General features: G+C 59.7%; 26 protein-coding genes and 2 pseudogenes. 20 read left to right on the top strand and 8 right to left on the bottom strand.

Annotation, left to right across the window (positions count from 1 at the left end; translation table 11 throughout):
• Positions 1-78: 78 nt before the first annotated feature.
• Entirely contained in the window at positions 79-516 is a 438-nt protein-coding gene (locus BSK43_RS35010; RefSeq protein ID WP_169055363.1) for a hypothetical protein, read from the bottom strand.
• A gap of 174 nt (positions 517-690) precedes the next feature.
• Between BSK43_RS35010 and BSK43_RS04040 the strand changes: the two genes are divergently transcribed.
• The 4 genes from BSK43_RS04040 to BSK43_RS04050 all read left to right on the top strand — a co-directional run bounded on the left by BSK43_RS04040 (position 691) and on the right by BSK43_RS04050 (position 3,590).
• A complete protein-coding gene (locus BSK43_RS04040) occupies positions 691-1,686 on the top strand; it encodes an OmpA family protein (RefSeq protein WP_077471735.1) in 996 nt (331 codons plus the stop codon).
• A gap of 385 nt (positions 1,687-2,071) precedes the next feature.
• Positions 2,072-2,239 carry a hypothetical protein gene (locus BSK43_RS35015; RefSeq protein ID WP_169055364.1) on the top strand — a complete coding sequence of 56 codons (168 nt, stop codon included), beginning with the start codon at positions 2,072-2,074 and terminating at the stop codon, positions 2,237-2,239.
• A 227-nt stretch (positions 2,240-2,466) separates the two neighbouring features.
• Positions 2,467-3,060, top strand: a complete 594-nt coding sequence (locus BSK43_RS04045) for a YqaA family protein (protein ID WP_077471736.1) — start codon at positions 2,467-2,469, stop codon at positions 3,058-3,060.
• A gap of 17 nt (positions 3,061-3,077) precedes the next feature.
• Positions 3,078-3,590, top strand: a complete 513-nt coding sequence (locus BSK43_RS04050) for a disulfide bond formation protein B (protein WP_077471737.1) — start codon at positions 3,078-3,080, stop codon at positions 3,588-3,590.
• Positions 3,591-3,859: 269 nt separating this feature from the next.
• On the opposite strand, the gene BSK43_RS04055 is transcribed toward BSK43_RS04050, so the two are convergent.
• On the bottom strand, positions 3,860-4,417 hold the full coding sequence (locus BSK43_RS04055) for an HNH endonuclease (protein ID WP_068389162.1): 558 nt from the start codon (positions 4,415-4,417) through the stop codon (positions 3,860-3,862).
• 111 nt (positions 4,418-4,528) lie between these two features.
• Complete coding sequence (locus tag BSK43_RS04060) at positions 4,529-5,173, bottom strand: DNA-3-methyladenine glycosylase (protein ID WP_077471738.1); 645 nt, start codon at positions 5,171-5,173, stop codon at positions 4,529-4,531.
• 43 nt (positions 5,174-5,216) lie between these two features.
• Between BSK43_RS04060 and gluQRS the strand changes: the two genes are divergently transcribed.
• Entirely contained in the window at positions 5,217-6,098 is an 882-nt protein-coding gene (gene gluQRS, locus BSK43_RS04065) for a tRNA glutamyl-Q(34) synthetase GluQRS (RefSeq protein ID WP_077471812.1), read from the top strand.
• On the opposite strand, the gene BSK43_RS04070 is transcribed toward gluQRS, so the two are convergent.
• A complete protein-coding gene (locus tag BSK43_RS04070; protein WP_077471739.1) occupies positions 6,063-7,001 on the bottom strand; it encodes a YihY/virulence factor BrkB family protein in 939 nt (312 codons plus the stop codon). The genes gluQRS and BSK43_RS04070 overlap by 36 nt on opposite strands.
• A 97-nt stretch (positions 7,002-7,098) precedes the next feature.
• Here BSK43_RS04070 and BSK43_RS04075 point away from each other — a divergent pair, with 97 nt between their 5' ends.
• The 7 genes and pseudogenes from BSK43_RS04075 (at position 7,099) to BSK43_RS04105 (ending at position 12,812) form a co-directional block, all read left to right on the top strand.
• Positions 7,099-7,932, top strand: coding sequence for an SDR family oxidoreductase (locus BSK43_RS04075; protein ID WP_077471740.1), 834 nt, complete (start codon positions 7,099-7,101; stop codon positions 7,930-7,932).
• 120 nt (positions 7,933-8,052) lie between these two features.
• Positions 8,053-8,256, top strand: a complete 204-nt coding sequence (locus BSK43_RS04080; protein ID WP_047630776.1) for a twin transmembrane helix small protein — start codon at positions 8,053-8,055, stop codon at positions 8,254-8,256.
• Positions 8,257-8,276: 20 nt separating this feature from the next.
• A pseudogene (locus tag BSK43_RS04085) lies at positions 8,277-8,854 on the top strand (cob(I)yrinic acid a,c-diamide adenosyltransferase).
• A gap of 195 nt (positions 8,855-9,049) precedes the next feature.
• Complete coding sequence (locus BSK43_RS04090; protein ID WP_077471741.1) at positions 9,050-9,799, top strand: electron transfer flavoprotein subunit beta/FixA family protein; 750 nt, start codon at positions 9,050-9,052, stop codon at positions 9,797-9,799.
• A 24-nt stretch (positions 9,800-9,823) separates the two neighbouring features.
• A complete protein-coding gene (locus BSK43_RS04095; RefSeq protein ID WP_077471742.1) occupies positions 9,824-10,753 on the top strand; it encodes an electron transfer flavoprotein subunit alpha/FixB family protein in 930 nt (309 codons plus the stop codon).
• 148 nt (positions 10,754-10,901) lie between these two features.
• A complete protein-coding gene (locus BSK43_RS04100) occupies positions 10,902-11,780 on the top strand; it encodes a 3-hydroxybutyryl-CoA dehydrogenase (RefSeq protein ID WP_077471743.1) in 879 nt (292 codons plus the stop codon).
• Positions 11,781-11,897: 117 nt separating this feature from the next.
• Positions 11,898-12,812: a hypothetical protein gene (locus BSK43_RS04105; RefSeq protein WP_077471744.1), complete on the top strand. Its 915-nt coding sequence runs from the start codon at positions 11,898-11,900 to the stop codon at positions 12,810-12,812.
• Positions 12,813-12,896: 84 nt separating this feature from the next.
• On the opposite strand, the gene BSK43_RS04110 is transcribed toward BSK43_RS04105, so the two are convergent.
• A complete protein-coding gene (locus BSK43_RS04110; RefSeq protein WP_077471745.1) occupies positions 12,897-13,562 on the bottom strand; it encodes a TlpA disulfide reductase family protein in 666 nt (221 codons plus the stop codon).
• A 23-nt stretch (positions 13,563-13,585) separates the two neighbouring features.
• Here BSK43_RS04110 and argH point away from each other — a divergent pair.
• The 4 genes and pseudogenes from argH to BSK43_RS04130 all read left to right on the top strand — a co-directional run bounded on the left by argH (position 13,586) and on the right by BSK43_RS04130 (position 19,640).
• A pseudogene (gene argH / locus BSK43_RS04115) lies at positions 13,586-14,985 on the top strand (argininosuccinate lyase).
• A 210-nt stretch (positions 14,986-15,195) separates the two neighbouring features.
• Complete coding sequence (locus tag BSK43_RS04120; RefSeq protein ID WP_077471746.1) at positions 15,196-15,390, top strand: lipoprotein; 195 nt, start codon at positions 15,196-15,198, stop codon at positions 15,388-15,390.
• Positions 15,391-15,403: 13 nt separating this feature from the next.
• Positions 15,404-16,675: a diaminopimelate decarboxylase gene (lysA, locus tag BSK43_RS04125; RefSeq protein ID WP_077471747.1), complete on the top strand. Its 1,272-nt coding sequence runs from the start codon at positions 15,404-15,406 to the stop codon at positions 16,673-16,675.
• 247 nt (positions 16,676-16,922) lie between these two features.
• Positions 16,923-19,640, top strand: coding sequence for a TIGR02302 family protein (locus tag BSK43_RS04130; protein WP_077471748.1), 2,718 nt, complete (start codon positions 16,923-16,925; stop codon positions 19,638-19,640).
• Between the two features lie 15 nt (positions 19,641-19,655).
• On the opposite strand, the gene BSK43_RS04135 is transcribed toward BSK43_RS04130, so the two are convergent.
• The 3 genes from BSK43_RS04135 to BSK43_RS04145 all read right to left on the bottom strand — a co-directional run bounded on the left by BSK43_RS04135 (position 19,656) and on the right by BSK43_RS04145 (position 21,684).
• Positions 19,656-20,015 (bottom strand): response regulator, encoded by a 360-nt coding sequence (locus BSK43_RS04135; protein WP_068389128.1) that lies wholly within the window; start codon positions 20,013-20,015, stop codon positions 19,656-19,658.
• Between the two features lie 262 nt (positions 20,016-20,277).
• Positions 20,278-20,823, bottom strand: a complete 546-nt coding sequence (hpt, locus tag BSK43_RS04140) for a hypoxanthine phosphoribosyltransferase (protein ID WP_068389122.1) — start codon at positions 20,821-20,823, stop codon at positions 20,278-20,280.
• 201 nt (positions 20,824-21,024) lie between these two features.
• Positions 21,025-21,684, bottom strand: a complete 660-nt coding sequence (locus BSK43_RS04145; protein WP_077471749.1) for an FxLYD domain-containing protein — start codon at positions 21,682-21,684, stop codon at positions 21,025-21,027.
• Positions 21,685-21,892: 208 nt separating this feature from the next.
• Here BSK43_RS04145 and ftsE point away from each other — a divergent pair, with 208 nt between their 5' ends.
• From ftsE to BSK43_RS04165, 4 genes are all read left to right on the top strand, one after another.
• Complete coding sequence (gene ftsE / locus BSK43_RS04150) at positions 21,893-22,552, top strand: cell division ATP-binding protein FtsE (protein ID WP_068389118.1); 660 nt, start codon at positions 21,893-21,895, stop codon at positions 22,550-22,552.
• Positions 22,553-22,643: 91 nt separating this feature from the next.
• Positions 22,644-23,591: an ABC transporter permease gene (locus BSK43_RS04155; RefSeq protein WP_136686751.1), complete on the top strand. Its 948-nt coding sequence runs from the start codon at positions 22,644-22,646 to the stop codon at positions 23,589-23,591.
• A 69-nt stretch (positions 23,592-23,660) separates the two neighbouring features.
• The gene (locus BSK43_RS04160; protein ID WP_136686724.1) at positions 23,661-24,383 is read left to right on the top strand and encodes a YdcF family protein; all 723 of its coding nucleotides are present in this window, start codon (positions 23,661-23,663) and stop codon (positions 24,381-24,383) included.
• Positions 24,384-24,481: 98 nt separating this feature from the next.
• On the top strand, positions 24,482-25,282 hold the full coding sequence (locus BSK43_RS04165) for a 1-acyl-sn-glycerol-3-phosphate acyltransferase (RefSeq protein ID WP_077471751.1): 801 nt from the start codon (positions 24,482-24,484) through the stop codon (positions 25,280-25,282).
• The last annotated feature ends 3 nt before the right edge of the window (positions 25,283-25,285 follow it).

Here is a 25,285-nt window from a genome sequence, read left to right on the forward strand (position 1 = left end):
CGCGATTTTCGATAATGGTATGCACCATTCCGGAATAGCGTTTTTCATTGCATTTATCGAACCTGACCTAAGCATCCGCTAGTATTTTGAAAGGTGAATAAATTGTCCGAAATCACTGTAGCCACGACTCGCATCGGCCGACTGAGATGCACATTCAGCATAATTGAAGCGATCGGCAGCGTCGTTCTCTGGATCATATTGACGATCATCACGCTCGGCCTGGCCCTGATCGTATTTCCCTATTACCTCAACCGAGCCGTCTTGAATAAAACCGAACTGCTGGATGGTTCCGGTCGCCCAATCGGTCGTTTTAACTGCACCTTCAATATTGGTCACTCGATAGGACACGTCATTCTTTGGGCCATTCTGATAATCGTGACCCTTGGCCTTGCCAGCTTCCTGTATGTCTACAGGGTGATCCGCGTCGTGCTCAATGAAACGCGCGTCGAGTATTATTGAGGCAAGCGCCTCCGGGGCTGCGTTGAAACCAAGGCGAAGCCGCCGCGGCTGATACAAGCCCCGAAACCCCCGCACCTGTCAGCCGAACGCGCCGGCAATGCCATTTCCTGTACCTCATTTCCCATATTGCGAGATGCACTTTACGACCCTATAAAGCAATCGCGACATCGGGTGTCCTGGCGCTTTTGGATCGCCGATGACGCGTCACTCTGTCATTTTTGGGGGGTAATCATGACATCGAAACTCTTAAGCGGGGTCTTCGCGGCCATCGTGTTGACGGCGGTTTCCGTCTCGTCATCGGTCTTCGCTGCCGACAAGGCGGGCTGCAAGGATTTTCCCGGCATCAAGCGCTTCGAAGGTTCATCGATCGAGCTGTGCGATGGGCGCAACTTCGCGGAATACACCTTGCCGACGGGAAAATGGGTCAAGAACGAGGATGATCCGGACAAGTCTGGTTTTGCCAGCAAGGAAGAGCTGGAAGGTCGTCTGGCGCAGAACGTCTATTCCGTTCCTGCCGGGCCTTCCTCGGCTGAGGTGTTCCGCAACTATCTGAACGATCTGCAGTCCGCAGGCTACAAGATCCTGTTTCAGGCAAAGCAGGAGGATACCAGCCGGCTGGAAGATGTCTTCGGAGAAAAGGGCCCCGGCGGCCAGCTTTTCGGCTTCAGTCCTGACGAGGCACGCTATGTGGCTGCCGTGAAGGAAGAGGGCGGCGCCAAGACCTATCTCGCGCTTTATGTGATCGAGTTTGAAGACGGCTACGTGCCGGAATTCGAGGCGGTCAAGGGCCAGGTCTATGTTCGTCTCGACACGTTGCAGGTCGGCGAGCTGAAAAACCAGATGGTTCTGGTCACGGCGTCCGAGATCAACAAGGCGCTCGATACGTCGGGCAAGGTGCTGCTCTACGGCATTCACTTCGACTTCAACAAGGCGGTGATCAAGCCGGACTCGCGTCCAAGCCTCGATGAAATCGGCAAATTCCTGAAGGATCAGCCGAACGAGAAGCTCTCCGTGGTCGGCTACACCGACAATATCGGCGGCGCCGATTTCAACCTCAAACTGTCGAAGGAACGGGCAGACGCTGTCGTCGCCGATCTGGTCAGCACCTATGGTGTTGCGCAGGATCGCCTCAAGGCAAGCGGCGAAGGCCTGCAGTCGCCCGTGGCATCGAACGACAATGAAGAGGGACGCGCAAAGAACCGCCGCGTGGAACTCCATCGGCAGTAGCATCCGCTCACTGGATACAAGACAGGCAAAGGCGGCTCACAGCCGCCTTTTTCTTTGGCCTTGCGTCCCTATCGATCCGGCGCCAACTTCATTCGAGCCGTCGCATCGATTGCGACGATCTTTGCTCGAGCTAATATGGATGCACTCACATCTGAAAAATAAAAATTCCCTATTTTTAATAATATATGAAATTTTTCTAAAACCATGTGATATGGTGGCCATCTCTTAGAAAATAATTATAACAAGGAGTTGAGATGGAAAATTCTCTTTTCATCATCAGTGGCCGCAGGTTTGCGTTGTTATTGATAGAGACGTCCGTCCTGATGGCCGGAATCGCGGCCGTCCTCATGGTTAGCCTTCCCACACTCCACCTGGGGGTGTGATCATGACCAAACATCGGAAACTGTTCATCTCTCCGATCCGCGAGAAGACCGACACGGTGTTCCGGGAGATCACCAGCGGTAACGTGGCGGCGCGACTTGAAAAGTCCGGACTTCTCAAAGCTCTCAGGATCGAGCGAGGCCGCCCCATCCGTCCGCAGACCAAACGCTGAAGCTGAGCATGGGCAACACGCTCCATCGCCGAGAATTGTGATGTATCCAGGCTGTGCGCAATGTGAGCCAGCCTGAGCAACCATCCGTCAATCCGTTAGCAAAATAGGCGTTTTGAGGCCCCACCATCACGAAAAATTTTGATTTTGTGCGGGTTCCGTCAGCCAGCGACCATTTACAGCCATAATCCTGCCCCCTAAAGGTTTGCAACGCAGCAATAGGGGGCCGTATGCTTCGAAGACTTTACGACTGGACCATGTCGCTTGCCGGCCGCAAATCGGCGGAAATCTGGTTGGCCGTTATTGCCTTCGTCGAGAGTTCCGTCTTCCTCGTCCCGGCGGACGTGCTGTTCCTGCCGATGTCGCTAGCAAGACCCGAGCGCGCCTGGCGCTATGCGCTGACGGCGACGGTCGCTTCCGTGCTCGGCGGCATTGCCGGCTGGGCACTCGGCTATTACGCCTTCGAGGCCATCGCCAAGCCGATCCTGGAATTCTACGGCAAGCTCGACGCCTTCAACCAGATGAGCGCCGGCGTTACCTATGAATGGGTTCTGTTGCTGCTGGTCACATCGGGCCTGGCGCATCTGCCGCCGATCAAGGTGGTGACGATCCTGTCCGGTGTCGCCCATATCGATCTCGGCCTCTTCATCATCTCGGCTATCGTCGCCCGCGGCGCCCGCTTCTTCCTGCTGGCCTTCCTGCTGCGCCGCTATGGCGAATCCATCCGCCACTTCATCGAAAAGCGCCTCGGCCAGATCGCCATGGCCGCCGCTGCCATACTCATTGCCCTCTACGGCATCTTCCATTTTGCCCTGGCAAGTTGACCAAGGAGCCCCCGCGCATGTCCACGACTTCGACCTCTTCCCGCGCCGGCCTCGGCTATAGCGCTCTCCTGACGATCGGCATGATCATCGTCATCGGCACGGCGCTCGGCTTCCAGCATATCGGCGGCTATATTCCCTGCGCGCTCTGCCTGGATCAGCGCCAGCCCTATTACTACGGCATCCCGGTCGCCATCATCGCCGCGCTGACGGCGGTTGCAGGCCTACCATCCTGGATCACCCGCGGACTGCTGATCATCGCTGGCCTGATGATGGTTGTCGGCGGTGGCATTGGCGTCTATCACGCCGGCGTGGAATGGCACTTCTGGGCAGGCCCGACGACCTGCTCGACAACAGCCAGCAGCATGACACAGAATGCCGGTGACCTCCTGAACGAACTCTCGACCATCAAGGGTCCCTCTTGCACGGAAGCAGCACTGCGCGTCCTTGGCCTGTCGATGGCCGGATGGAACGTCATCGCCAGCGTCATCCTGGCTGCGATCGCTTTTGTCGGTGCGAAGAAGGCTGGTTGATCTGGGCCAAACGGCGGCATCTCTCGCATGTTGCACCTCTGATACCCCCCTCTGTCCCTTTCGGGACATCTCCCCCACAAGGGGGGAGATCGTTAGGAGCATGCCGCTCGCACTCGTAAGACTGTAGGCTGCAATTTCAGCAGATCCGATGTCTGCTTGAGGCGGGAGAGCACCGCGAGTTACCCGATCTCCCCCCATGTGGGGGAGATGTCCCGAAAGGGACAGAGGGGGGGTGCTGCACTCCCCCGTGCAAGATCGCCAGAATGATCTTACGGCTGCAATTCCGAATCCCAGTAGAGATAGTCGAGCCAGCTGTCGTGCAGATAGTTCGGCGGGAAGAGCCGGCCGTTATTGTGCAGATCCTGCACCGTCGGCTGGTATGGCTTCTGCGCTGGGAACATGCCGGCCTGCTTCGGCAGCTTGCTGCCCTTGCGCAGGTTGCACGGCGAGCAGGCCGCGACCACGTTCTCCCAGGTCGTCTCGCCGCCATGGGCGCGCGGGATGACGTGGTCGAAGGTCAGGTCGTCATGCGCGCCGCAATACTGGCATTCGAACCGGTCACGCAGGAAGACGTTGAACCGGGTGAAGGCGGGATTACGGGATGGCTGCACATATGTCTTGAGGCAAACAACGCTCGGTAGCCGCATCGAGAAGCTCGGTGACGACACTGAGTGATCGTATTCCGCAATGATATTCACACGGTCAAGGAAGACCGCCTTGATCGCGTCCTGCCAGGACCAGAGCGACAAGGGATAGTAACTCAGCGGTCTGTAGTCAGCGTTCAGGACGAGCGCCGGCAAGGACTGCGGGGAGACTGCAATCGTCAAGGAACCCTCCTGATCGATTCGGCATCTGCACCTGTATATTAGGCCGGTTGTTACAGGATTGTGAAGTCGAATAAATTCAGTACGTAAAGGCGAATCCACAAGAGCTGCTGATTAAACTATAGGCAGCGCATCTCGCCGTGTTTTCGCGGCATAATAAGCCCAGAAAAGCCGGGCCGCAACGGAGCGCCAGGGCGCCCAAACCGCGGCTTCCCGGGCCAAAGCCTTGGCGAGCGGCCTTTCTGCATGGCCGAAAGCCATGCCGACCGCGGCCTGCAGCGCCACGTCGCCGACCGGAAACACATCTGCGTGACCGCAGCAAAACATCATGTAGACCTCAGCCGTCCAGGGTCCGATTCCCTTGATCGCCATCAGCTCGGACAGCGCTTTCTCAGGTGATTCGGCACTAAGCGCATGCAAATCAAGACCGCCTCCGACGACGGCATCCGCCACACGCGCCAAAGTATCGTGCTTGATTCGCGACAGGCCGAAGCTTCGCCATGCCTCCGGCTCCAGGGCGGCATAGCCCTCTGCTGTCACCTCACCCATGCCGGCGATCATCTTCCCCCAGATCGCATCGGCACTGGCGCGCGACACGACTTGCGAAACGATGATATGGGCGAGCCCCTCGAAGCCCGCTTGACGCAGACGCAGGGGTATGGCCCCCGCCTCTGCGGCAACGGGCCGCAGGCGCGGATCGAGCTCCAGCAGGGCCGCCAACCCCCGTTCGATGTCGCCCTCGTCGCGAATGATCTGCATGGTGTCTCGTAGTCCCCGGTTCAAATTCATGGCAGAAGAAAGCATGATCGAGATTCCCCGTCAAAAGCCGAAATTCCGCTTTGCCCCAAGCCCGAATGGCCCGCTGCACCTTGGTCATGCACTGTCGGCCATTCTGAATTACGACATGGCGGCGCAGACTGGCGGTGATTTCCTGCTGCGCATCGAAGACATAGATCTGGCCCGCTGCACACCCGATTTCGAAGCCGGCATTCATGCCGACCTCGCCTGGCTCGGCCTTCACTGGCAGGAGCCGGTGCGCCGGCAGTCCGAACATTTCCCGGCCTACCAGGAGGCACTGCAAACACTCATCGAGCGCCGCCTCGTCTACCCCGCCTTTCTGACACGCGGCGAGGTCAAGGCGAAAGTCGCAACCTTCGAGGCAAACGGAAGGCCATGGCCGCGCGATCCCGACGGTACGCCGCTCTACCCCTTAGACGATCGCGAGCGCAGCGATGCCGAGCGTCAGCGCTTGCTGGCGACGGGCATGAAACACGCCTGGCGTCTCGACGTGGAAAGGGCAATGACAGCCGTGGGCGGGCCGCTCCATTGGCAGGAAAGCGGCGATGGCGAGAGAGACGATATCCTGGCCGATCCCGCAGCCTGGGGCGATGTCGTGCTGTCACGCTCCGATGCGCCGTCGAGCTACCATCTGTCTGTCGTCGTCGATGATGCGGCGCAGGGCATTACCCATGTCGTGCGCGGGCTCGACCTCTTCCACGCGACCTCAATCCATCGTCTGCTGCAGACCCTGCTTAACCTGCCCGAACCGCTTTATCATCATCACCGCCTGGTGCTGGACGATAACGGCCGCAAGCTCTCCAAGAGCCTGGGCGATACCGGCATCGCCGAGTGGCGCCGGTGGGGCCTGTCACCGGCGGAGCTTCGCCGCCGCATCGGCCTCTGATTCGGCGGGCACCTCTTCCGATGGCGTCTCTTCCGCCGGGCGGCTCGCGGTCTTGCCGAACAGCAGGCGCCGCACCCGGAATTTCATCAGCGCGGCATTGATCTCGGCCCCCATGATGAAGATCACCGCCAGCATATAGAGGAAGATGAGCACGATCATCACGGACGCCAGGCCGGCATAGGTGGCGGTGTAATTGGCAAAGGTCGAGAGATAATAGGCAAAGAGCAACGCGCCGATCGACCAGAACACCAGCGTCAGTATGACGCCGGGAATGACGTCGAGCAGCCGCCGACGGCCGGCGGCCAGCCACAAATGCAGGATCAGCAACCCCGCCACCAACAAGAAAATCGTGCCGTAGATTCGCCAGCTGAAAACTATCTCGAGGATATCGGCGAGCGCTGGTAGCCATTGCCTTGTATAGTTGAGTGCCAACGGCACGGCCACCAGCAGAATGCTGAGGATTGCGAAGATCAGCACGGCGATCAACACATAGCCGAGGCTGGCGAGACGATTGAAATACCAGGGCCGCGTTTCCACCACGCGATAGGCGCGGTTCAGCGATATGCGCAGCGCCTCGACGCCATTCGAGGCGAAGTATGCTGCCGCCAGCACCGAGATGGTCAAAAGGCCGCCGCGCGGAATGGTCAACACCTGCACCACCTGATCCGCCAGAGGCTTGGCGATCGCCTCCGGCCAGGTATCGAAGATCAGATGCACGGCCGTCGACGAAAACTGGCTGGCGCCGAGAAAGCTCGCAAGCGCCGTGCCGAAGATCAGGAAAGGGAAGACCGCAAGCAGCGTCGAAAGCGCAACATGACTTGCCATGGCAAACCCGTCATCTTCGACGAAATGGTACACCGCGTCGTAAATTACCTTGTAAACCGTCCGCAGGACTGTCGGCATTCCATCTCCGCTTGACGTCGGCTTCACCCGCCGGTTGTCGATTGTATCGGGTCCCCGAATATGGGAAACGAGTTTCTGTTTGTACAGGAAACATCCCATGACGGAACAACGCATTATCCTGCTAACTGGTTGCTCGTCCGGAATCGGCGCCCACTGCGCCCGGGCGTTGAAGACCGACGGATGGCGCGTTTTCGCAACCGTGCGCAAAGGGGACGACCTCACAGCGCTTGAAGCCGACGGCATCGAAGCGTTGCTGTTGGATTACACGCGGCCCGAGACGATTTCCGCTGTCGTGGCCACCCTGCGCGAGCGCACTGGCGATCGTATCGACGCCCTGTTCAACAACGGCGCCTATGGCCAGCCGGGCGCTGTCGAGGATCTCACAACCGATGTGCTACGCGAGCAGTTCGAGACGAATTTCTTCGGCTGGCACGAGCTGACGCGCCAGGTCATTCCGCTGATGCGCAAGCAGGGACATGGCCGCATCGTCAATTGCTCGTCGATCCTCGGGCTGGTCCCCTATCGCTTTCGCGGCGCCTACACGGCCTCGAAATTCGCGCTGGAAGGCCTGACGATCACGCTCAGGATGGAGCTGCAGGATAGCGGCATCCATGTGAGCCTCATCGAACCCGGCCCGATCGCCACGCGCTTCACCGCCAATGCGCTCGCCAAGATCAACGAGCATATCGACCTGGAAGGCTCGGCGCATGCGGTGGAATACCGCAGGCAGCTCAGGCGGCTGGACGGATCGGGCCCGATCAGTAAACATAAATTGGGACCCGAAGCTGTTTATGATGTGCTAAAATCGGCGTTGAACGTGAAAAATCCGCGCCCGCATTATCTTGTTACCACCCCTGCCAAGCAGGGTGTTCTCTTGAAAAGGCTATTGCCGGCTAACCTTTTCTATCGTCTGATGCGCCGGCTGGACTAAAGCAATCCCGGGAAAGATGCCCAGCATTTTCCGCCCGGAATTGCGCGGAAACAATGAAATGGAGCAGCTTCGAGCTTTCCTGAGAAGCTTAGCTGCTCTGAAGACAAGGGTGGAGGAACCATGTCGACCGTTACTTATGTTGCCGCCATCATTGTCATGGGCCTCGTCGCGATCGTTCTCGTTCGTGGCCTGCTGAACATGATGAAGGGCGACAATCCGAACCTTTCGAACCGGCTGATGCAGCTGCGCGTCCTGCTGCAGGCGGTCGCGGTCATCCTGATCATGCTGACGCTCTGGCTGACGGGCGGCGGCCGCCCGGCCTAGAGCCTGACGACGGGAAGACGATGGTCAAACTCAACAAGATCTACACCAAGACCGGCGATGACGGCACGACAGGCCTTGCCGCCGGGCCGAGGCGGCTGAAACACGATCTGCGTGTCGAAAGCTACGGCACCATCGATGAGACCAATTCCGCCATCGGCGTCGCCAGGCTGCATACGGCCGACATGCCCGATCTCGATGCCATGCTGATGCGCATCCAGAACGATCTCTTCGATCTCGGCGCCGATCTTTCGACGCCGGAAACCGATGAGCCACTGGCCTACGAGCCGCTGCGCATCATGACCATCAGGTCGAACGCATCGAACGCGACATAGATGCCCTCAACGCCGATCTTGAGCCGTTGAGGTCCTTCGTCCTGCCTGCCGGCACCCCAGCCTCCGCTCATCTGCATCTCGCCCGCACCATCGCCCGGCGTGCCGAGCGGCTGATGGTGGCGCTCTCGCGCAGCGACGGCGAACATGTCAGCCCGGCAGCGCTGAAATACATCAACCGCCTGTCCGATCTCCTGTTCGTCGCGGCACGCCATGCCAATGACCGCGGACGCGCCGACGTACTCTGGGTTCCCGGCAAGAATCGGTAGCGCCGCGTTTCACTCATCGAAGCAAATATATTGACGTTGACGTAAACGTTATTTAAGCCTTGAAGGCAATTCGTCGCTCTACGACTTTGGAGCGTTGTAATTGGGGGAAAAACGCGTATCCATGTCGCCATTCGACAAATGGAATGGCGCTAAACAGCGCATGTTCTCGGGCGGTCATGTTGAAGGAAGGATTCCATGAAGATTCTCGTGCCAGTAAAGCGGGTGGTTGATTACAACGTGAAGATCCGGGTGAAATCGGATGGATCTGGCGTTGAGCTATCGAATGTGAAGATGTCGATGAACCCGTTCGACGAGATATCGGTTGAGGAAGCGCTGCGGCTGAAGGAAGCCGGCAAGGCCGAGGAAGTGGTGGTCGTATCGATCGGGCCCGCCAAGGCTGAGGAGACGCTGAGGACGGCGCTGGCCATGGGTGCGGATCGCGCCATCCTGGTCGAGACTGATGACGCCGTCGAGCCCCTGGCGGTCGCCAAGATCCTGAAGGGCGTTGCCGATGCAGAACAGCCCGGCCTGATCATCGTCGGCAAGCAGGCGATCGACGACGACAGCAACCAGACCGGCCAGATGCTGGCAGCCTTGCTCGGCACGGCACAGGCAACCTTCGCCTCGAAGATCGAGATCGGCGACGGCAAGGCCCAGGTCACCCGCGAAGTCGATGGCGGCCTGCAGACGATCGAAGTCAAGCTTCCAGCAGTTGTCACCACCGACCTGCGCTTGAACGAGCCGCGCTATGCATCGCTGCCGAACATCATGAAGGCGAAAAAGAAGCCGCTCGACAAGAAGTCGCCAGCCGATTTCGGCGTCTCCACTGAGCCGCGCCTGAAGGTCTTGAAGACCGAAGAACCGTCCGGCCGCAAGGCAGGCGTCAAGGTCAAGTCCGTCGCCGAGCTTGTCGACAAGCTGAAAAACGAAGCCGGCGTCCTCTAAGGTCCAGGAAAAGGAGACTTCATCATGGCCATTCTTCTTCTGGCTGATCACGACAATGCCCACCTCTCCGACCAGACCGCCAAGGCGCTGACGGCAGCAACGAAGATCGGCGGCGATGTGCATGTGCTCGTCGCGGGTGCTGGTGCAAAGGCTGCTGGCGAACAGGCTGCAAAGCTTTCAGGCGTCTCCAAGGTACTGGTTGCCGAGGATGCAAGCCTTGCCAACAATCTCGCAGAGCCCTTGGCAGCACTGATCGTATCGCTGGCCGGTTCCTACGACACCATCATCGGTGCGGCCACGTCTGTCGGCAAGAACGTGCTGCCGCGCGTTGCCGCTCTGCTCGACGTCGCCCAGATCTCGGAAATTATCGAAGTGGTTTCCGCCGATACCTTCAAGCGGCCGATCTATGCCGGCAATGCCATCCAGACGGTGCAGTCGACCGACGCCAAGAAGGTCATCACCGTGCGCACGGCCTCGTTTGCCGCCGCCGACGCAAGCGGCAACGCCGCGATCGAGAACGTCTCTGCTGCTGCAAACCCCGGCCTCTCGACCTTCGTCGGCGATGCGCTGTCGTCGTCCGATCGTCCGGAGCTGACATCGGCCAAGATCATCATCTCGGGCGGCCGCGCACTTGGTTCTGCCGAGAAATTCCGCGAGGTCATCCTTCCCGTCGCCGACAAGCTTGGTGCGGCCGTTGGTGCATCGCGCGCCGCCGTCGATGCCGGCTATGCGCCGAACGACTGGCAGGTAGGCCAGACCGGCAAGGTGGTGGCGCCGCAACTCTACATCGCCTGCGGCATCTCCGGCGCTATCCAGCATCTGGCCGGCATGAAGGACTCGAAGGTCATCGTTGCCATCAACAAGGATGAGGAAGCCCCGATCTTCCAGATCGCCGACTATGGCCTCGTTGCCGACCTCTTCGAAGCACTGCCGGAACTGCAAAAGGCGCTTTGATCGTACCTATTGACCTTCTCGCAGTTGCGAGAGACTGGAAAATCGTCTCTTATAGGTCTATCAATCTTTGCCGGGCTAGAAGTGGCCCGGCAAATTTGTGATCTAAAATATAACGCACCGCCAAGGGCGCGCCGCCGGGGAGTTGGCAATGAGTTCGCTGAAGACGATCGGTATTATCGGCGCTGGCCAGATGGGCTGCGGTATCGCTCACGTATCCGCGATGGCCGGCTACAAGGTCCATATCTACGATCTCTCGCAGGACCGCATCGAAAGCGGGCTTGCAACCATCAACGGCAACCTTGCCCGTCAGGTCAGCTCCGGCAAGACCAGTGACGAGGATCGCAAGGCAGCACTCGCCCGCATCACCGGATCGAACGATCTCAACGACCTCGCCCAGGTCGATCTCGCCATCGAGGCCGCGACCGAGGACGAAAGCGTCAAGCGCAAGATCTACGCGCAGATTTGCCCGATCCTGAAGCCCGAGGCGATGCTCGCTACCAATACCTCGTCGCTGTCGATCACCCGCCTCGCCTCCGCCACCGACCGGCCGGAGCGCTTCATGGGCATCCACTTCATGAACCCGGTTCCGGTGATGAAGTTGGTGGAGCTGGTGCGCGGCATCGCCACCGGCGAACCGACCTTCTCCGCCGCCAAGGAATATGTGTCCTCGCTGGATAAGACGATCACCGTCGCCGAGGATTTTCCCGCCTTCATCGTCAACCGTATCCTGCTGCCGATGATCAACGAGGCGATCTACACGCTTTACGAAGGCGTCGGCACCGTCGATGCCATCGACACCGCCATGAAGCTCGGCGCCAACCATCCCATGGGCCCGCTGCAGCTTGCCGACTTCATCGGCCTCGACACTTGCCTGTCGATCATGCAGGTCCTCCATGATGGCTTGGCCGACTCGAAATATCGCCCCTGCCCGCTCCTGGTAAAATATGTCGAAGCCGGCTGGCTCGGCCGCAAATCCGGTCGTGGCTTCTACGATTATCGCGGCGAAGTACCGATTCCGACGCGCTGAGGGTGACGCGATAGAAAAGCCATGCTCTCTATGAAAGATTTGGGCCTTTCACAGAGAGCATGGCTTTTTGCTTCAAGCTGAGAATATATAGCGCTAGAAGAATGTCGGAGATTCGATATGCGCGGTATATTTTATTTCCTTTTTACGTGTGTACTTCTTACAAGCAGCTCATATGCCGGAAACCTACTCCCAGACCGTGGGATTTATTGGGATTATAGTTGGAACTACGGCCTGGACGGCACGTCTCTCGACAATCCTGACGCAGCCCTCGCCGACCTGAAGGCCATGGGCGTCAAACGGGTTCACATATGGCTAAATGACCAACCCAGGACGCAACGCGACATCCAATGCGACCAGACATTCGCTTACAGCAGTGACTGGAATCGGGAAAGAGCGGGCAAATTCGTAGCGGCGCTACAGTCCTCCGGGTTTAATGTCGCACTGACGATCAGCCCTTGGGTTACGACGAAAACCTATCTTGATTCCCTCGCTCATGGCCCACTTCTGATAGCCCGAGACGCAAAGAAACCCGTCGATATCGAATATGATATGGAAGCGAATTGGACCGATGGCTTTCAGAAGGCGCTCGGCAAATCTTGTAAATCGCTTATCACTCCGCAGCAGGCGGAAGCAAAGCTCGTTGCGATGACAAGGGAGATATCTCCTCGCAGCCAGCTCGGATTAAGCGTTGCAGAAACCTATCTCAATAGCCACAGTGCATTGTTGAAGGGCAGCGATTGGATTTCGCCTCAGGCGTATCGTGCCGGTTCGGTAAACGGCATCTGGTCGGCTCTGGAAGCACACCGTTATGATCGTCCCGTTTGGTTTGCGATATCAGCGCAAACCAAGGGTTTCGACAAAGGTGAAGGCCCGGGATTGACGCGAACGCAATTTGCCACGGAGATCACAGCAGTGGCCAATTTGCAGCGCAAGCATGCACGCCAAATTCCCGGCTATCTCGTCTGGGGCCGGCGCGAAATAAACAGTCAGTTTAGCGACTATGGAAGCGACTACCTACACGGCAATCAGTAGTCGCCACCGATCGCCAACAGCATTCCCGAACGGTACGGATCGCTTTTCGAGGAGCGAGATGAGTCGACATCGGAGGTTCGGATATCAGATCCCCGCAGCCGCCTTTACCAGCTTCTTGGCATCGTCGCTGTCCCATACGGCCGGCCCGTTCATCGCCGAGAGCAGGCAGCCCTTGTCGTCGATGAGCAGCGTCACCGGCAGGCCAAAGGCCAGCCCCTGCTTCTTCAGCACATTGAACACGCCCATGGTGTTGTCGCGATAGTAGCCGAGCTTGTCGATGGCATATTCCGTGCGGAACGATTTCGTCTTTTCCTCGTCGCCCGTATCGATGTTGACGGCGACAACCTCGAATTTGTCATTGCCGACGCTCTTTTCCAGCGCGTTCAGCGCCGGCATTTCCTCTCGGCACGGCACGCACCAGGTCGCCCAGATGTTAAGCAGCACGGTCTTGCCGGCAAAGCTGTTGATCGACAGCGGCTGTCCCTCAGCACCCTTGAAGGAAATGTCCCGCAGCGAGATCGGCGCCGGCGGCAGGCTCATGGCCGCAACCTGACCCTTGGTGAAGGGCGTCAGGGCGGCGGCACGATCTTTGGCCGACCCGCATTGATCAGCCGCAGCCGTTTCACCGATGCCATTGCCATACCCTGCCTCCTTCACGTATACCGCTGCCGCGCCGGCAATAATCCCAGCGACGGCGGCAAGCATAACGAGTTTCATGGACGGCAGACCGAACGGCTTCTTTGCTGTCATTTCATTCTCCAGGTGGGCATCTCATGACTGACGGCACGGACACCAAATCCTCCAACCAGATGTGGGGCGGGCGTTTCGCTTCCGGCCCCGCGGCGATCATGGAGGAGATAAATGCATCGATCGGTTTCGACAAGAAGCTGTTTGCACAGGACATCCGCGGCTCAATCGCGCATGCCGGCATGCTTGCGCATCAAGGCATCATTTCAACCGAGGATAAAGACAAGATCGTTCACGGGTTGAACACGATCCTGTCAGAGATCGAAAGCGGCAATTTCGAATTCTCCCGCCGCCTCGAAGACATCCACATGAACATCGAGGCGCGGCTTGCCACGCTGATCGGCCCGGCTGCCGGCCGGCTGCACACGGCCCGCTCGCGCAACGACCAGGTGGCGCTCGATTTCCGCCTCTGGGTGAAGGAAGAGTTGCAGAGGTGCGAACAGGCACTGACCAACCTGATCGCAGCCTTCCTCGACCGTGCCGAAGAACATGCCGATAGCGTCATGCCCGGCTTTACCCATCTGCAGACGGCACAGCCCGTCACCTTCGGCCACCATTGCATGGCCTATGTCGAGATGTTCGGCCGCGACCGTTCGCGCGTTCGTCACGCCATCGAACACATGGACGAATCGCCGATCGGCGCTGCCGCCCTTGCCGGCACCGGCTTCCCGATCGACCGCCACATGACCGCCAAGCGCTCGGCTTCCGCGAACCGACCCGCAATTCGATCGACACAGTCTCCGACCGCGATTTCGCCATCGAATTTCTGTCGATCGCTGCGATCGCCGGCATGCACCTGTCGCGCCTTGCCGAAGAGATCGTCATCTGGTCGACGCCGCAATTCGGCTTCGTGCGCCTGTCCGACGCCTTCTCCACCGGCTCGTCCATCATGCCGCAGAAGAAGAACCCGGATGCAGCCGAGCTCGTGCGCGCCAAGACCGGCCGCATCAACGGCTCGCTGGTGGCGTTGCTCACCATCATGAAGGGTCTGCCGCTCGCCTATTCCAAGGACATGCAGGAAGACAAGGAACAGGTCTTCGACGCTGCCGAAAGCCTGGAACTGGCGATTGCCGCCATGACCGGCATGGTGCGCGACCTGACGATCAACACCGCGCGCATGAAGGCCGCCGCCGGTTCCGGTTACTCCACCGCGACTGACCTTGCCGACTGGCTGGTGCGCGAGGCAGGCCTGCCCTTCCGCGATGCCCATCATGTGACGGGACGTGCCGTGGCGCTTGCCGAAAGCAAGTCCTGCGACCTCGCCCAGCTGTCTCTCGAGGAATTGCAGGCGATCAACCCCGCCATCACCGACAAGATCTTCGACGTGCTCACGGTCGAGGCCTCGGTTGCCAGCCGCAAGAGCTTCGGCGGCACGGCGCCTTCGGAGGTGCGCAAGCAGATCGCCTTCTGGCGCGCCCGCAACTGAAAAGACTGACGAAAACGCAAGCAAACAATCAGGGTGCACAAGACGCGGAAACTTCGCTAAGAAGAGTAACTTCAGCGCGTGAGCTGGATGATTTTCGGTCGCTTCGACCGAAAATCATCCAGCTCTACAATCAAAGACGTAGAGCATGATGTTATCCGAAAACCGCTCACACTTTTCGGCATCGTGCTCTAATCGCCCAAGAGGATTTCGATGCAGATCAACATGCCGCATATCATCCGCCTGACCGTCGTGCTTTCGGTCATCGGCCTTGCCGTCGTCGGATGTGGCCGCAAAGGCGATCTCGACCCGCCGAGTGCTCACGCGACCAAGGGCGGTGACGTTTCCAAGCCGACGAAGCAGCCGGGTGACCAGGACAAGAAGTTCTTCCTCGATCCGCTTCTCTGATTAGGCGACGGCCGTGAACCATTTTCAATATCGTGACGGCATCCTCTACGCGGAGGATGTGCCGATTGTCGAGATCGCCAAGACGGTCGGCACCCCGTTCTACGTCTATTCGACGGCAACGCTGGAGCGCCACTACCGCGTCTTCTCCGAGGCCTTTAGCGACGTAGACGCCATGGTTTGTTACGCCATGAAGGCCAATTCCAACCAGGCGGTATTGAAGACGCTCGGCCGCCTCGGCGCTGGTGTCGACGTCGTTTCCGTCGGCGAACTGCGCCGCGCATTGGCAGCCGGAATTCCGGCAAGCCGCATCATGTTCTCCGGCGTCGGCAAGACCGCGCAGGAAATGGATGTGGCGCTCGAAGCCGGCATCTATTGCTTCAACGTCGAATCCGAGCCCGAACTGGAAGTGCTGAACCAGCGCGCCGTCCGCGCCGGCAAGGTTGCGCCCGTTTCCTTCCGCATCAACCCGGATGTCGATGCCCGCACCCACGCGAAGATTTCGACCGGCAAGAAGGAAAACAAGTTCGGCATTTCCTGGCAGCGCGCCCGCGCCGTCTATGATCGGGCCGCCAGCCTGCCCGGTATCAACGCCACCGGCATCGATATGCATATCGGCAGCCAGATCACCGAGCTGCAGCCTTTCGACGATGCCTTCAAGCTGCTGCGCGATCTTGTGGAAACGCTGCGCGGCGACGGCCACCATATCCATCATGTCGATATCGGCGGCGGCCTCGGCATCCCCTATCGGGACGATAACAACCCGCCGCCCTTGCCCGATGCCTATGCTGAGATCGTCAAGAACCAGCTGCGCGGTCTCAATTGCAAGATCGTCACCGAGCCGGGCCGTCTGATCGTCGGCAATGCCGGCCTTCTGGTGACGGAAGTGATCTATGTGAAGGATGGCGGCGACAAGAGCTTCGTGATCGTCGACGGCGCCATGAACGACCTGATCCGCCCGACGCTGTATGAAGCCTATCATGAGATCCGTCCGGTCGTCGTTGCCGCCGCCGATGCTCCACGCATCAAGGCCGACGTCGTCGGCCCTGTCTGCGAGACGGGTGACTATCTGGCGCTCGACCGCGACATGGCGATGCCGAAGCCCGGTGATCTTCTCGCCGTAAGCTCCGGCGGGGCCTATGGCGCGGTGCAGGCCGGCACCTACAACAGCCGGTTGCTGGTTCCCGAAGTGCTGGTCAAGGGCGGCGAATTCCATGTCATCCGCCCGCGCGGCACCTATGAGGAGCTGATCGCGCTGGATTCGCTTCCCGCCTGGCTCGAAGGATAGTCGGCTTCGCGCTCGAATCTGCGCGCGGAAGGACAATCCTGTCCACCGCTGCCAAGCGATCACGTTTCAGCGAAGTCCGATGAAAAAACAGGCTTTGGCGTGGCTTGCCCTCGTCTTCGCCACAAAGAATGTTATCTTTGCTGAATTGGTGTCTCGCCGGGCGCCGCGAGCTTGGATGTGTGGGACATCCGGCCAATTTCCAACGGGCAAATAGCCATCAACGTCAGATCGGGAGAAAACCGGACCGATGACCAGCCCCAGCAACCCCAAGAAGGGCGCTTTCGCCACCCGTCCGGCGCTGGCGCGCATGGTTGCGGTCAAGCGTCTCTTTGCACGGTTCGTGCTGGTTTCCGAACAGCTTCTGCCCCGGCTGCTGTTGCCGGCATCCATTCTCGCCCTGTTCCTGTCTGCTGCATGGTTCGGCATTTTCCGCGTCGCACCGGATATCCTGCGCCTCTTGATGCTCGCCGTCTTCGTCGTCGGTTTTGCCGTCTCCCTCTATCCGCTGCGCCGTCTGCGCTGGCCCGATATCAGCGAGGCGGATCGGCTGCTGGAAGAGCGCAATGGCCTCGCCCACCAGCCAGTCACGGTGCAGGAAGATGAGCCGGCGCTCGAGACGCCCTTTGCCCGTGCACTCTGGCGCGAGCACCAGACCCGCATGGCGGAACGTATTGCCGCGCTGGATGCGGGCCTCCCGCGGCCGGATATCGCACGTTACGACCGTTTCGCCCTGCGTGCTATTCCGGCATTGCTGCTGGTAACGGCCTTCAGTTTCTCGATGTCGAATGGCGGCGGCTCTCTGAGCGATGTCTTCACCGCATCCGCATCCGGCTCGAGCAATCCGGATGTCCGCGTCGACGCCTGGGTCACACCGCCCTACTATACCGGCGAGCCACCGGTCTATCTCACCGGCAATGTCGCCAATGCCAGCGATAATCTCAACGTACCGCAATTCTCCGAGCTTACCGTGCGCGTCACCGGCGCCTCGGCCGATGAGAAGGTGCTGTTCCAAGTAGCTGGCGCCGACAAGGGCGTCGAAGTTCCCGAACAAGTCGCCGATGCCGATCAGCAGGCCACACCGGCCGGCGGCAAGCCTGCTGCAGCGCCGCCGGTGGCACCAGGCAACGCCACCCCACCTGCAGCCGATGGCATGATAGCCCGCACGCATGTGATGAAGCTCGAAAAGGGCGGAGCGCTCACCGTCAACGGCAAGTCCTGGTCCTTCAATGTCGTGGTCGACAAGCCGCCGGAAATCAGCTTTGACGGCATTCCACATGCCAATGCCAGCGGCGCACTGGAGCTCGGCTTCAGGGTCAAGGATGATTACGGCGTCGAGGAAGCCCACGCCGACATCGTGCCCGTCGATTCCGATCCGGCCGCGACGCCGCTCTACGGCCTGCCGGAATACAAGCTGGACATTCCGCGCCGCGACCGCCGCAATGGCAAGGGTCTCGGAAGCCATGACCTGACCCAGGATCCGCTTGCCGGCAAGCGGGTGCGCATCACCCTGGTCGCCAAGGACGGAGCCGGGCAGACCGGGCGCAGCGCGCCCTATGAGATGGTTCTGCCGCCCCGTAATTTCAGCCAGCCGCTGGCAGCCGCCGTCGCCGAGGAGCGCCAGGTCTTCGCGCTCGATACGCGCAAGATGCCGGAGGCGATCGAGCTCAACAAATCGCTGACCATCCGGCCGGAAGAAACCATTCCCGATCTCGGCAACTATCTGGCGATCAAATCAGCACTCACACGTATGAAACTTGCCAGCAGCAATGCCGCATTGAAGGACACCGCCGACTATCTCTGGCAGATCGCGCTCGGCATGGAAGATGCCCAGCTGACCGACGCCGAGAAGGCCCTGAAGGATGCACAGCAAAAGCTTTCCGACGCCCTGCAGCGCAACGCCTCGGATGAGGAAATCAAGAAGCTGACGGCCGAGCTGCGCAAGGCGATGGATGCCTATATGAAAGAGCTGGCCGAACGCATGCGCAACATGCCGGCCCAGCCCAACCAGCGCTCCGCCAATATTCTGCGTCAGCAAGACTTGCAGCGGATGATGGACCAGATCGAAAACCTAGCGCGCTCCGGCAATCGACAGGCGGCGCAGCAGATGCTTTCCCAGTTGCAGGATCTGATGAACAGCCTTCAGGCCGGCAAGCCCCAACCCGGCCAGCAGCAGAACCAGGCAAATGACAAGATGCGCGAGCAGATGGACAAGCTCGGCCGCATCATGCGCGATCAGCAGAAGCTCATGGACCAGACCTTCAAGTTCGACCAGGCCATGCGTGATCGCATGCAGCGCGGCGATTCCAACGAGGATGGCGACGGCCTGATGGATCAGCCGCTGCCCAACCTCGGCGACCAGAACCGACCCGACATGGGCCAGAAAAATCAGGGCCAGAACCAGCAGGGCAAGAAGGATAGCGACCCCACCGATGGCATGACCGCCGATCAGCTGCGCGACGCATTGAAGCAGTTACGCCAGCAGCAGGACGACCTAGCCAAGCAGCTCGGCGAGCTCCAGAAAAACCTCGGCTCGATGGGCATGAAGCCGAACCAGAATTACGGCAAGGCCCAGCAGGAAATGAAGGGTGCCGCAGGCCAGCTGACCGAAGGCAACGGCGAAGGCGCCGTACAGGGCCAGGGCCGCGCGCTTGACGCCTTGCGCAAGGGCACACGCGACATGATGAACCAGCTCATGGCGCAGATGCAGCAGCAGGGACAAGGCCAGGGCCAGGGGCAAATGCCGGGACAAATGGGTCCGGGTGGTCAGGGTGGCCGCGATCCACTCGGCCGGCCGCGTAATGACAACGGTCCCTTGGATAATCCCGATAGCGATATGATACCCAAGATCATTGACGCTCAGCGCGCTCGCGAAATTCTCGATGCCATTCGCGAGCGGTTGAGCAATAATCCTTCATTGTCTGAGGAACGGCGCTATCTGGAACGTCTGCTGAATCTGGGCCAGTAGCGCCGACGAGACGGTTCAGGCAGCCAAGGCGCGGGCGACGGCCTTGCGGATATCAGGCAGAGCAAAAGGCTTGGCAACGACATCGACGATCTTTTCCATCAGATCGTCTGCCCGCTCGCGCTGCTCGGCATAGCCGGTCATCAGCAGGATTTTCATTCCCGGGCAGGTCGAATGAGCCTGATGCGCAAGCTCGATGCCGTCCATGACGGGCATGCGAATATCCGACAGCAGCAGATCGTAGCTGCCCAATTTCAGCTTTTCCAAACCTTCGGCGCCATCAGCTGCCTCTTCGGTCTCGTGGCCGTCCAGGCGCAACGCGCGGGCGACGAAGGTGCGAAGCGAATCTTCGTCTTCCGTGATGAGAATTTTTGCCATGGCCTATGCTCCTGGTCCGTCATGTTCCGCGACCGAAATCACCAGAATTCCGTTTGCGATAGGTAAACGAGGAGGGTCGATCAGGCTCCGTGGTTAATGAGTCGTCATCACTGGAGCAGAATGGGACAGCCAGGACGGCTGCCCGCGTTAACTCAGATTCACCGGAGCGGTCGCGCGTTTCAAGGCATCGCTTGACCGCTCCGGATTATTGTCTTTGCGCAATTACGGGCGGGAGACCGCCACGCATTTTCCTGAAATTGCGTCAGGTAGCATCGCCCGTGACTACGCCCACGAAGGGCAGCTCGCGGAAGGCATAGGCGACGTCCATGCCATAGCCGACCACGAAATAATCGGGGCATTCGAAGCCGACATAATCGGCCTCCAGCTCTTCCTGACGTTTGACGCTCTTGTCGAGCAACACCGCGAGCGAGACGTTGCGGGCGCCGCGCTCATAGAGCAATTCCTTGGCGAAACGCAGGGTACGGCCGGATTCGAGAATATCGTCGACCAGCAGCACGTCGCGGTCTCTCACATCGCTGTCGATGTCCTTGACGATGCGAACACCCTGGGACGTCGTGCCGGCGCCATAACTCGACAAGGTGATGAATTCGACTTCCGGCGCAAGCCCGGTGTCATGCAGCGCGCGCAGCAAGTCGGCCGCAAAAATGAACGAGCCCTTGAGAATGGCAATGACGAGGAGATCCTTCGTCGGGCCGCTGGCAATCTGCTGCGCCAGAGCCTTGTTACGCTCGGCAATCTGCTCGGCAGTGAAAAGCGGCTCGATATTTTTCCCGCGTACGACAGGCATTGATTGGCATGCTCCATGGCTGTGCTGCGGCACTTGTCCGCTGATCAAGCTCTAGCCCCTAGCACAATCAGCACAGCCGACACACCCCCCAGAGTCGGATGATTTTAGGCCCAATCCACCTAAAATCTGAATCTGCGCTAGAATCAAATAGCTGGAGTGTGGTGCCGCCCGAAGGCCACCTACACCTTTCGGCATTACCGTTTAGGGCATGAAGGTCAGGCGAACATCCGGTGTTTTTCCGCCGGGATGCTGCAATCGCGTCGAAAACCCTCGGCTCTCATGCGGTGCGAGACGATCGATCGGCACATTCACGACAACGCTTCTGACCAGCTGATCACCGGCAAAAAGATTGGCGCGTATCGGGGGAACTGAGAGCGTCGCGCCGCTGACATTCTCGATGATGCCATTCAATGTCAGCACACGCAGCCCGTTCTCGTCGCGCGGCGTCAGCGTTACATGCGCGAATTGCAGCGGCTCGCCAGCCATCTCGCCCGTCGTATCCGACAGGCCGGAAAAACCGCCGGAAAGACCGAAGATCAGCACCGCAAGCGAAACGATGAGCGCCACGAAACTGCGGCGCGAGGCCTGCTGCAAGATCTCTTCGATAAAGCGCAGCGAAGCCAATGTGTGCGAGAGCACGGTCCTGCGAGCCGGCTGCGGCCGCAATTTTGCTCGCGCGGGACCGCCATGGCGCATGTTGGCGCCCGAGACGCTCCTGCCGGAAACGGTCACGAACTCCGCATCGACGATGTCAGACTTCGGCGTGAAATGGTGCACCTGGCCCGAACCCGATCCGCGCTCGGGCGGAATGAGGTCATAAACCAGCCCCGCCTGTTGCGGACGGTGGCGAAAAGCGCCCATGATGACCTCCCGTTTCGGTGATCCACATGGTTTCGACGCCCATTGCGAATGAGGGCATTGAAACGAATCCTGCCCAGTCGTAAATTTTAATGGTTAATGCTTCGCAAAGATCGCCATGAATGGGGCGCCTTTCCAGAAAATTTACCGGCTGTTAACGCCGCTGGTTAACAAGTCGCCTGATTGAACCCCGCGGAAGACTGGATGCCCGTTGATTCATTTTGAGAACGTCGGTTTGCGTTACGGCATGGGCCCGGAAATCCTCCGCGACCTCAGCTTCGACATTCCGCGAAAATCGTTCCAGTTCCTCACCGGTCCCTCCGGCGCCGGCAAGACGACGCTGCTGCGGCTGCTGTTCATGTCGCTGCAGCCGACCCGTGGGCTGATCCGCATGTTCGATCGGGAGATTTCCTCGATCCCGCGCAACGAGCTGCCTCTGCTGCGACGCCGCGTCGGCATCGTCTTCCAGGATTTTCGGCTGCTCGACCACCTCACCACCTATGAAAATGTCGCCCTTCCGCTGCGCGTGCGCGGCAAGGACGAAACCTCGTATCGCACCGATGTGCTTGAGCTGCTGAAATGGGTCGGCCTGGGTGAGCGCATCAACGTGCTGCCGCCGGTGCTCTCGGGTGGCGAAAAGCAGCGCGCCGCCATTGCGCGCGCGCTCATCGACCGCCCGGAAATCCTGCTTGCAGACGAGCCGACGGGCAATGTCGATCCGCCAATGGCACGCCGGCTGCTCAATCTGTTCCTCGAGCTCAATCGCCTCGGCACCGCCGTCGTCATCGCTACGCACGACCTTGCCCTGATGGACCAGATCGAAGCCAGGCGCATGATCCTGTCGGGAGGGCATCTCGATATCTATGACTAAGCCCGCCCCTCGCAGCAACGCACAGAACGCCAAAGCCCCGCAAGCGCGGCAGGCACCCACGGCACCACCGCCGGAGCGCAAGCGGCCGGAAATGCGCGTGCGCCCGACCGGTCCGATTGTGCCCTCCTCGAATATTCAGGGCAATGCGCTGATCGTCGTCATCGCCATCATGGCTTTTCTCGCCTGCCTCACGCTCGGCGCGGTCAGCATGGTCCGCTCGACGGCAGCAAGCTGGGAAGGCCAGATTTCCCGCGAGATCACCATCCAGATCAAGCCGGATGATAATCTGGACATGGAGAAAGCGCTCACCAGCGCCCGTGATATCGCACTCAGCTTCGTCGGCACCAAGTCCGGCCAGATCCTCGATGAGGCGGCAACGGCACGTCTGCTCGAACCATGGCTCGGCGCCGGTCTCGATATCAAGGAATTGCCGGTGCCGCGCCTCGTCATCATCACCATCGATGAGACGCATCCACCGGATTTCGAGGCCATACGCAGCCTGATCAAGGCGCAGATCCCGCAGGCGACGCTGGACGACCATCGCACCTGGGTCGACCGGCTCGTTTCGATGGCGCACACTACCGTGCTTATCGGCACGGGAATTCTGCTGCTGGTGTTCACGGCGATGGTGCTGACCGTAGTCTTCGCTACACGCGGCGCACTGTCGGGCAATCGGCACATCGTCGAGGTGCTGCATTTCGTCGGTGCCGAAAGCACCTTCGTCGCCACCGAGTTTCAGAAGCATTTCCTGAAGATCAGCCTGAAGGGATCGGGGGCCGGCAGCGCGCTTGCCGCCCTGTTCTTCGCCAGTGCCGGCCTCCTGCAGAGCCGCACGATCGCCACGCCGCAGACCGACCAGGCGACCGCCCTCTTCGGCACGTTTTCCGTCGGCGCGCTCGGCTATCTCGGCATTCTCGCGACCATGATCATCATCGCGCTGCTGACCACGCTTACCGCGCGTTTTACCGTCATGCGCACGATCTACGAGATCGATTTGATCCGTTCCGACCCCGGCAGGTCGGACAGTGTGCAGAATTGACACTGTGGTGATGATTTTTTGCCGTTGGGCAGCCCGTAGCTTGCCGCAATTGTCGTATAATAGCGAATCATGAGCATGGATCTGACGACTCGCAAGACCGTGAGTTCGCAGCGGCTGGAAGAACAATCCAGCAGCGATAGACCCGTGCGGCGTAGCCTGTTCCGGCGCCTCCTGCGCTGGGGCGGCTTTGGCTTCATATTCCTCGTCGCCATCATTTTCGGCGGCTTCCTGCATTTTGCCGATTCGATCACCACGCTGAAACCGCCACTGGCTCCGAAGGCGGATGGCATCGTCGTGCTGACGGGCGGCTATCAGCGGATCGATCAGGCAGTGGAATTGCTGCGCTCCGGCGCCGGCAACCGGCTGCTAATCTCGGGCGTGCATCCAACCACCACCCCATCGCAGATCCGCAGGCTGACGCAAAGCTCGGTCAATCTCTTCAATTGCTGCGTCGATATCGGCTATGACGCCATCGACACGATCGGCAATGCCCGCGAAGCCGCGAAGTGGATCCATGCCCGGGGCTACAAGAGCGTGCTGGTAGTGACCAACAACTACCATATGCCCCGCAGCCTGGCGGAATTGAAATATGTCGACCCGTCCACCGACTTCATTCCCTACCCCGTGGTCAATTCCGACCTGAAGACCAAGAACTGGTTCTCCGATCCGAATGCACTGCGCACGATGATTGCTGAATATGCCAAGGTTCTTCTCGCCGGTGCCCGCAATATCACCGGCCTGGGGCGCCCGGTCGGCCTGCGCTCGCAAGAACAGAGCGACGATCCGGACTGAGATGCTGGACCGCACGCGGACCGACTTTTTATTGACAGCGTAATCGTGTAGGCAAGGCTTCTGATGCTGGCGAAAGCCCGCGTGTTGGGAAAGCCTTGATGATCACCTTGCGTTCCATCCTGTTCAATATCGTCTTCTACGCCAATCTCATTATTCGCATGATCGTGCTCTCGCCGATCTATTTCCTGATGCCGCGCAAGGCGGCCTATGCGATCCCCAAGGCGTGGGCCAAATCCAGCACTTGGCTGATGGAGAAGATCGTCGGCACCACCTTCGAGATCGAAGGCCTGGAGAATATTCCGAAGGGCAGCTACATCTTCGCGCCCAAGCATCAATCCTTCTGGGACACCTTTGCGCTGCTGCCCTACCTTGACGATCCCGTCTACATCCTGAAGCGCGAGCTGATGTGGATTCCGCTGTTCGGCTGGTATGCGGGAAAGCAGCGCATGATCCCGGTGGACCGCGGCGCACGTGGCAAGGTGATGTTCGACGTGCTGAAACGCACCCAGGAAGAGCTCGCCACCGGCCGCCAGCTCATCATCTATCCCGAGGGTACCCGCAGACCTCCGGGCGCCGAACCGGTCTATAAATACGGCATCGCCCGCATGTATCGCGACCTCGACATCCCCGTCGTTGCCGTTGCCATGCATCCCGGCCTGTTCTGGCCACGACGCACCTTCCGCAAATATCCAGGCCACCTCAAGGTCCGTATCCTGCCGCCGATTGAGCCGGGCTTGGATCCGGATGTCTTCTTCGCCCGCCTCCTCGAGGAAACGGAAAGAGCGAGCGACGAACTGCTGGTCGAGACCATCGCCAACAACCCGCACCTCCCCATCCCGCCGACGGCAGCCAAGCGCCTGGCCGAAATCAGGGACGCAAAGGTAGCCGCCGCAGTCTGATCT

The sequence above is a fragment of the Rhizobium sp. P44RR-XXIV genome (genome assembly GCF_001999485.2).
Classification (GTDB): domain Bacteria; phylum Pseudomonadota; class Alphaproteobacteria; order Rhizobiales; family Rhizobiaceae; genus Rhizobium.

Excerpts from the sequence above, each read along its gene's own strand:
- BSK43_RS04040 (WP_077471735.1), top strand. The coding sequence starts at position 691 with ATGACATCGAAACTCTTAAGCGGGGTCTTCGCGGCCATCGTGTTGACG.
- BSK43_RS35015 (WP_169055364.1), top strand. The coding sequence starts at position 2,072 with ATGACCAAACATCGGAAACTGTTCATCTCTCCGATCCGCGAGAAGACC.
- BSK43_RS04045 (WP_077471736.1), top strand. The coding sequence starts at position 2,467 with ATGCTTCGAAGACTTTACGACTGGACCATGTCGCTTGCCGGCCGCAAA.
- BSK43_RS04050 (WP_077471737.1), top strand. The coding sequence starts at position 3,078 with ATGTCCACGACTTCGACCTCTTCCCGCGCCGGCCTCGGCTATAGCGCT.
- BSK43_RS04060 (WP_077471738.1), bottom strand. The coding sequence starts at position 5,173 with ATGCAGATCATTCGCGACGAGGGCGACATCGAACGGGGGTTGGCGGCC.
- gluQRS (WP_077471812.1), top strand. The coding sequence starts at position 5,217 with ATGATCGAGATTCCCCGTCAAAAGCCGAAATTCCGCTTTGCCCCAAGC.
- BSK43_RS04070 (WP_077471739.1), bottom strand. The coding sequence starts at position 7,001 with ATGCCGACAGTCCTGCGGACGGTTTACAAGGTAATTTACGACGCGGTG.
- BSK43_RS04075 (WP_077471740.1), top strand. The coding sequence starts at position 7,099 with ATGACGGAACAACGCATTATCCTGCTAACTGGTTGCTCGTCCGGAATC.
- BSK43_RS04080 (WP_047630776.1), top strand. The coding sequence starts at position 8,053 with ATGTCGACCGTTACTTATGTTGCCGCCATCATTGTCATGGGCCTCGTC.
- BSK43_RS04090 (WP_077471741.1), top strand. The coding sequence starts at position 9,050 with ATGAAGATTCTCGTGCCAGTAAAGCGGGTGGTTGATTACAACGTGAAG.
- BSK43_RS04095 (WP_077471742.1), top strand. The coding sequence starts at position 9,824 with ATGGCCATTCTTCTTCTGGCTGATCACGACAATGCCCACCTCTCCGAC.
- BSK43_RS04100 (WP_077471743.1), top strand. The coding sequence starts at position 10,902 with ATGAGTTCGCTGAAGACGATCGGTATTATCGGCGCTGGCCAGATGGGC.
- BSK43_RS04105 (WP_077471744.1), top strand. The coding sequence starts at position 11,898 with ATGCGCGGTATATTTTATTTCCTTTTTACGTGTGTACTTCTTACAAGC.
- BSK43_RS04110 (WP_077471745.1), bottom strand. The coding sequence starts at position 13,562 with ATGACAGCAAAGAAGCCGTTCGGTCTGCCGTCCATGAAACTCGTTATG.
- BSK43_RS04120 (WP_077471746.1), top strand. The coding sequence starts at position 15,196 with ATGCAGATCAACATGCCGCATATCATCCGCCTGACCGTCGTGCTTTCG.
- BSK43_RS04130 (WP_077471748.1), top strand. The coding sequence starts at position 16,923 with ATGACCAGCCCCAGCAACCCCAAGAAGGGCGCTTTCGCCACCCGTCCG.
- BSK43_RS04135 (WP_068389128.1), bottom strand. The coding sequence starts at position 20,015 with ATGGCAAAAATTCTCATCACGGAAGACGAAGATTCGCTTCGCACCTTC.
- hpt (WP_068389122.1), bottom strand. The coding sequence starts at position 20,823 with ATGCCTGTCGTACGCGGGAAAAATATCGAGCCGCTTTTCACTGCCGAG.
- BSK43_RS04145 (WP_077471749.1), bottom strand. The coding sequence starts at position 21,684 with ATGGGCGCTTTTCGCCACCGTCCGCAACAGGCGGGGCTGGTTTATGAC.
- BSK43_RS04155 (WP_136686751.1), top strand. The coding sequence starts at position 22,644 with ATGCGCGTGCGCCCGACCGGTCCGATTGTGCCCTCCTCGAATATTCAG.
- BSK43_RS04160 (WP_136686724.1), top strand. The coding sequence starts at position 23,661 with ATGAGCATGGATCTGACGACTCGCAAGACCGTGAGTTCGCAGCGGCTG.
- BSK43_RS04165 (WP_077471751.1), top strand. The coding sequence starts at position 24,482 with ATGATCACCTTGCGTTCCATCCTGTTCAATATCGTCTTCTACGCCAAT.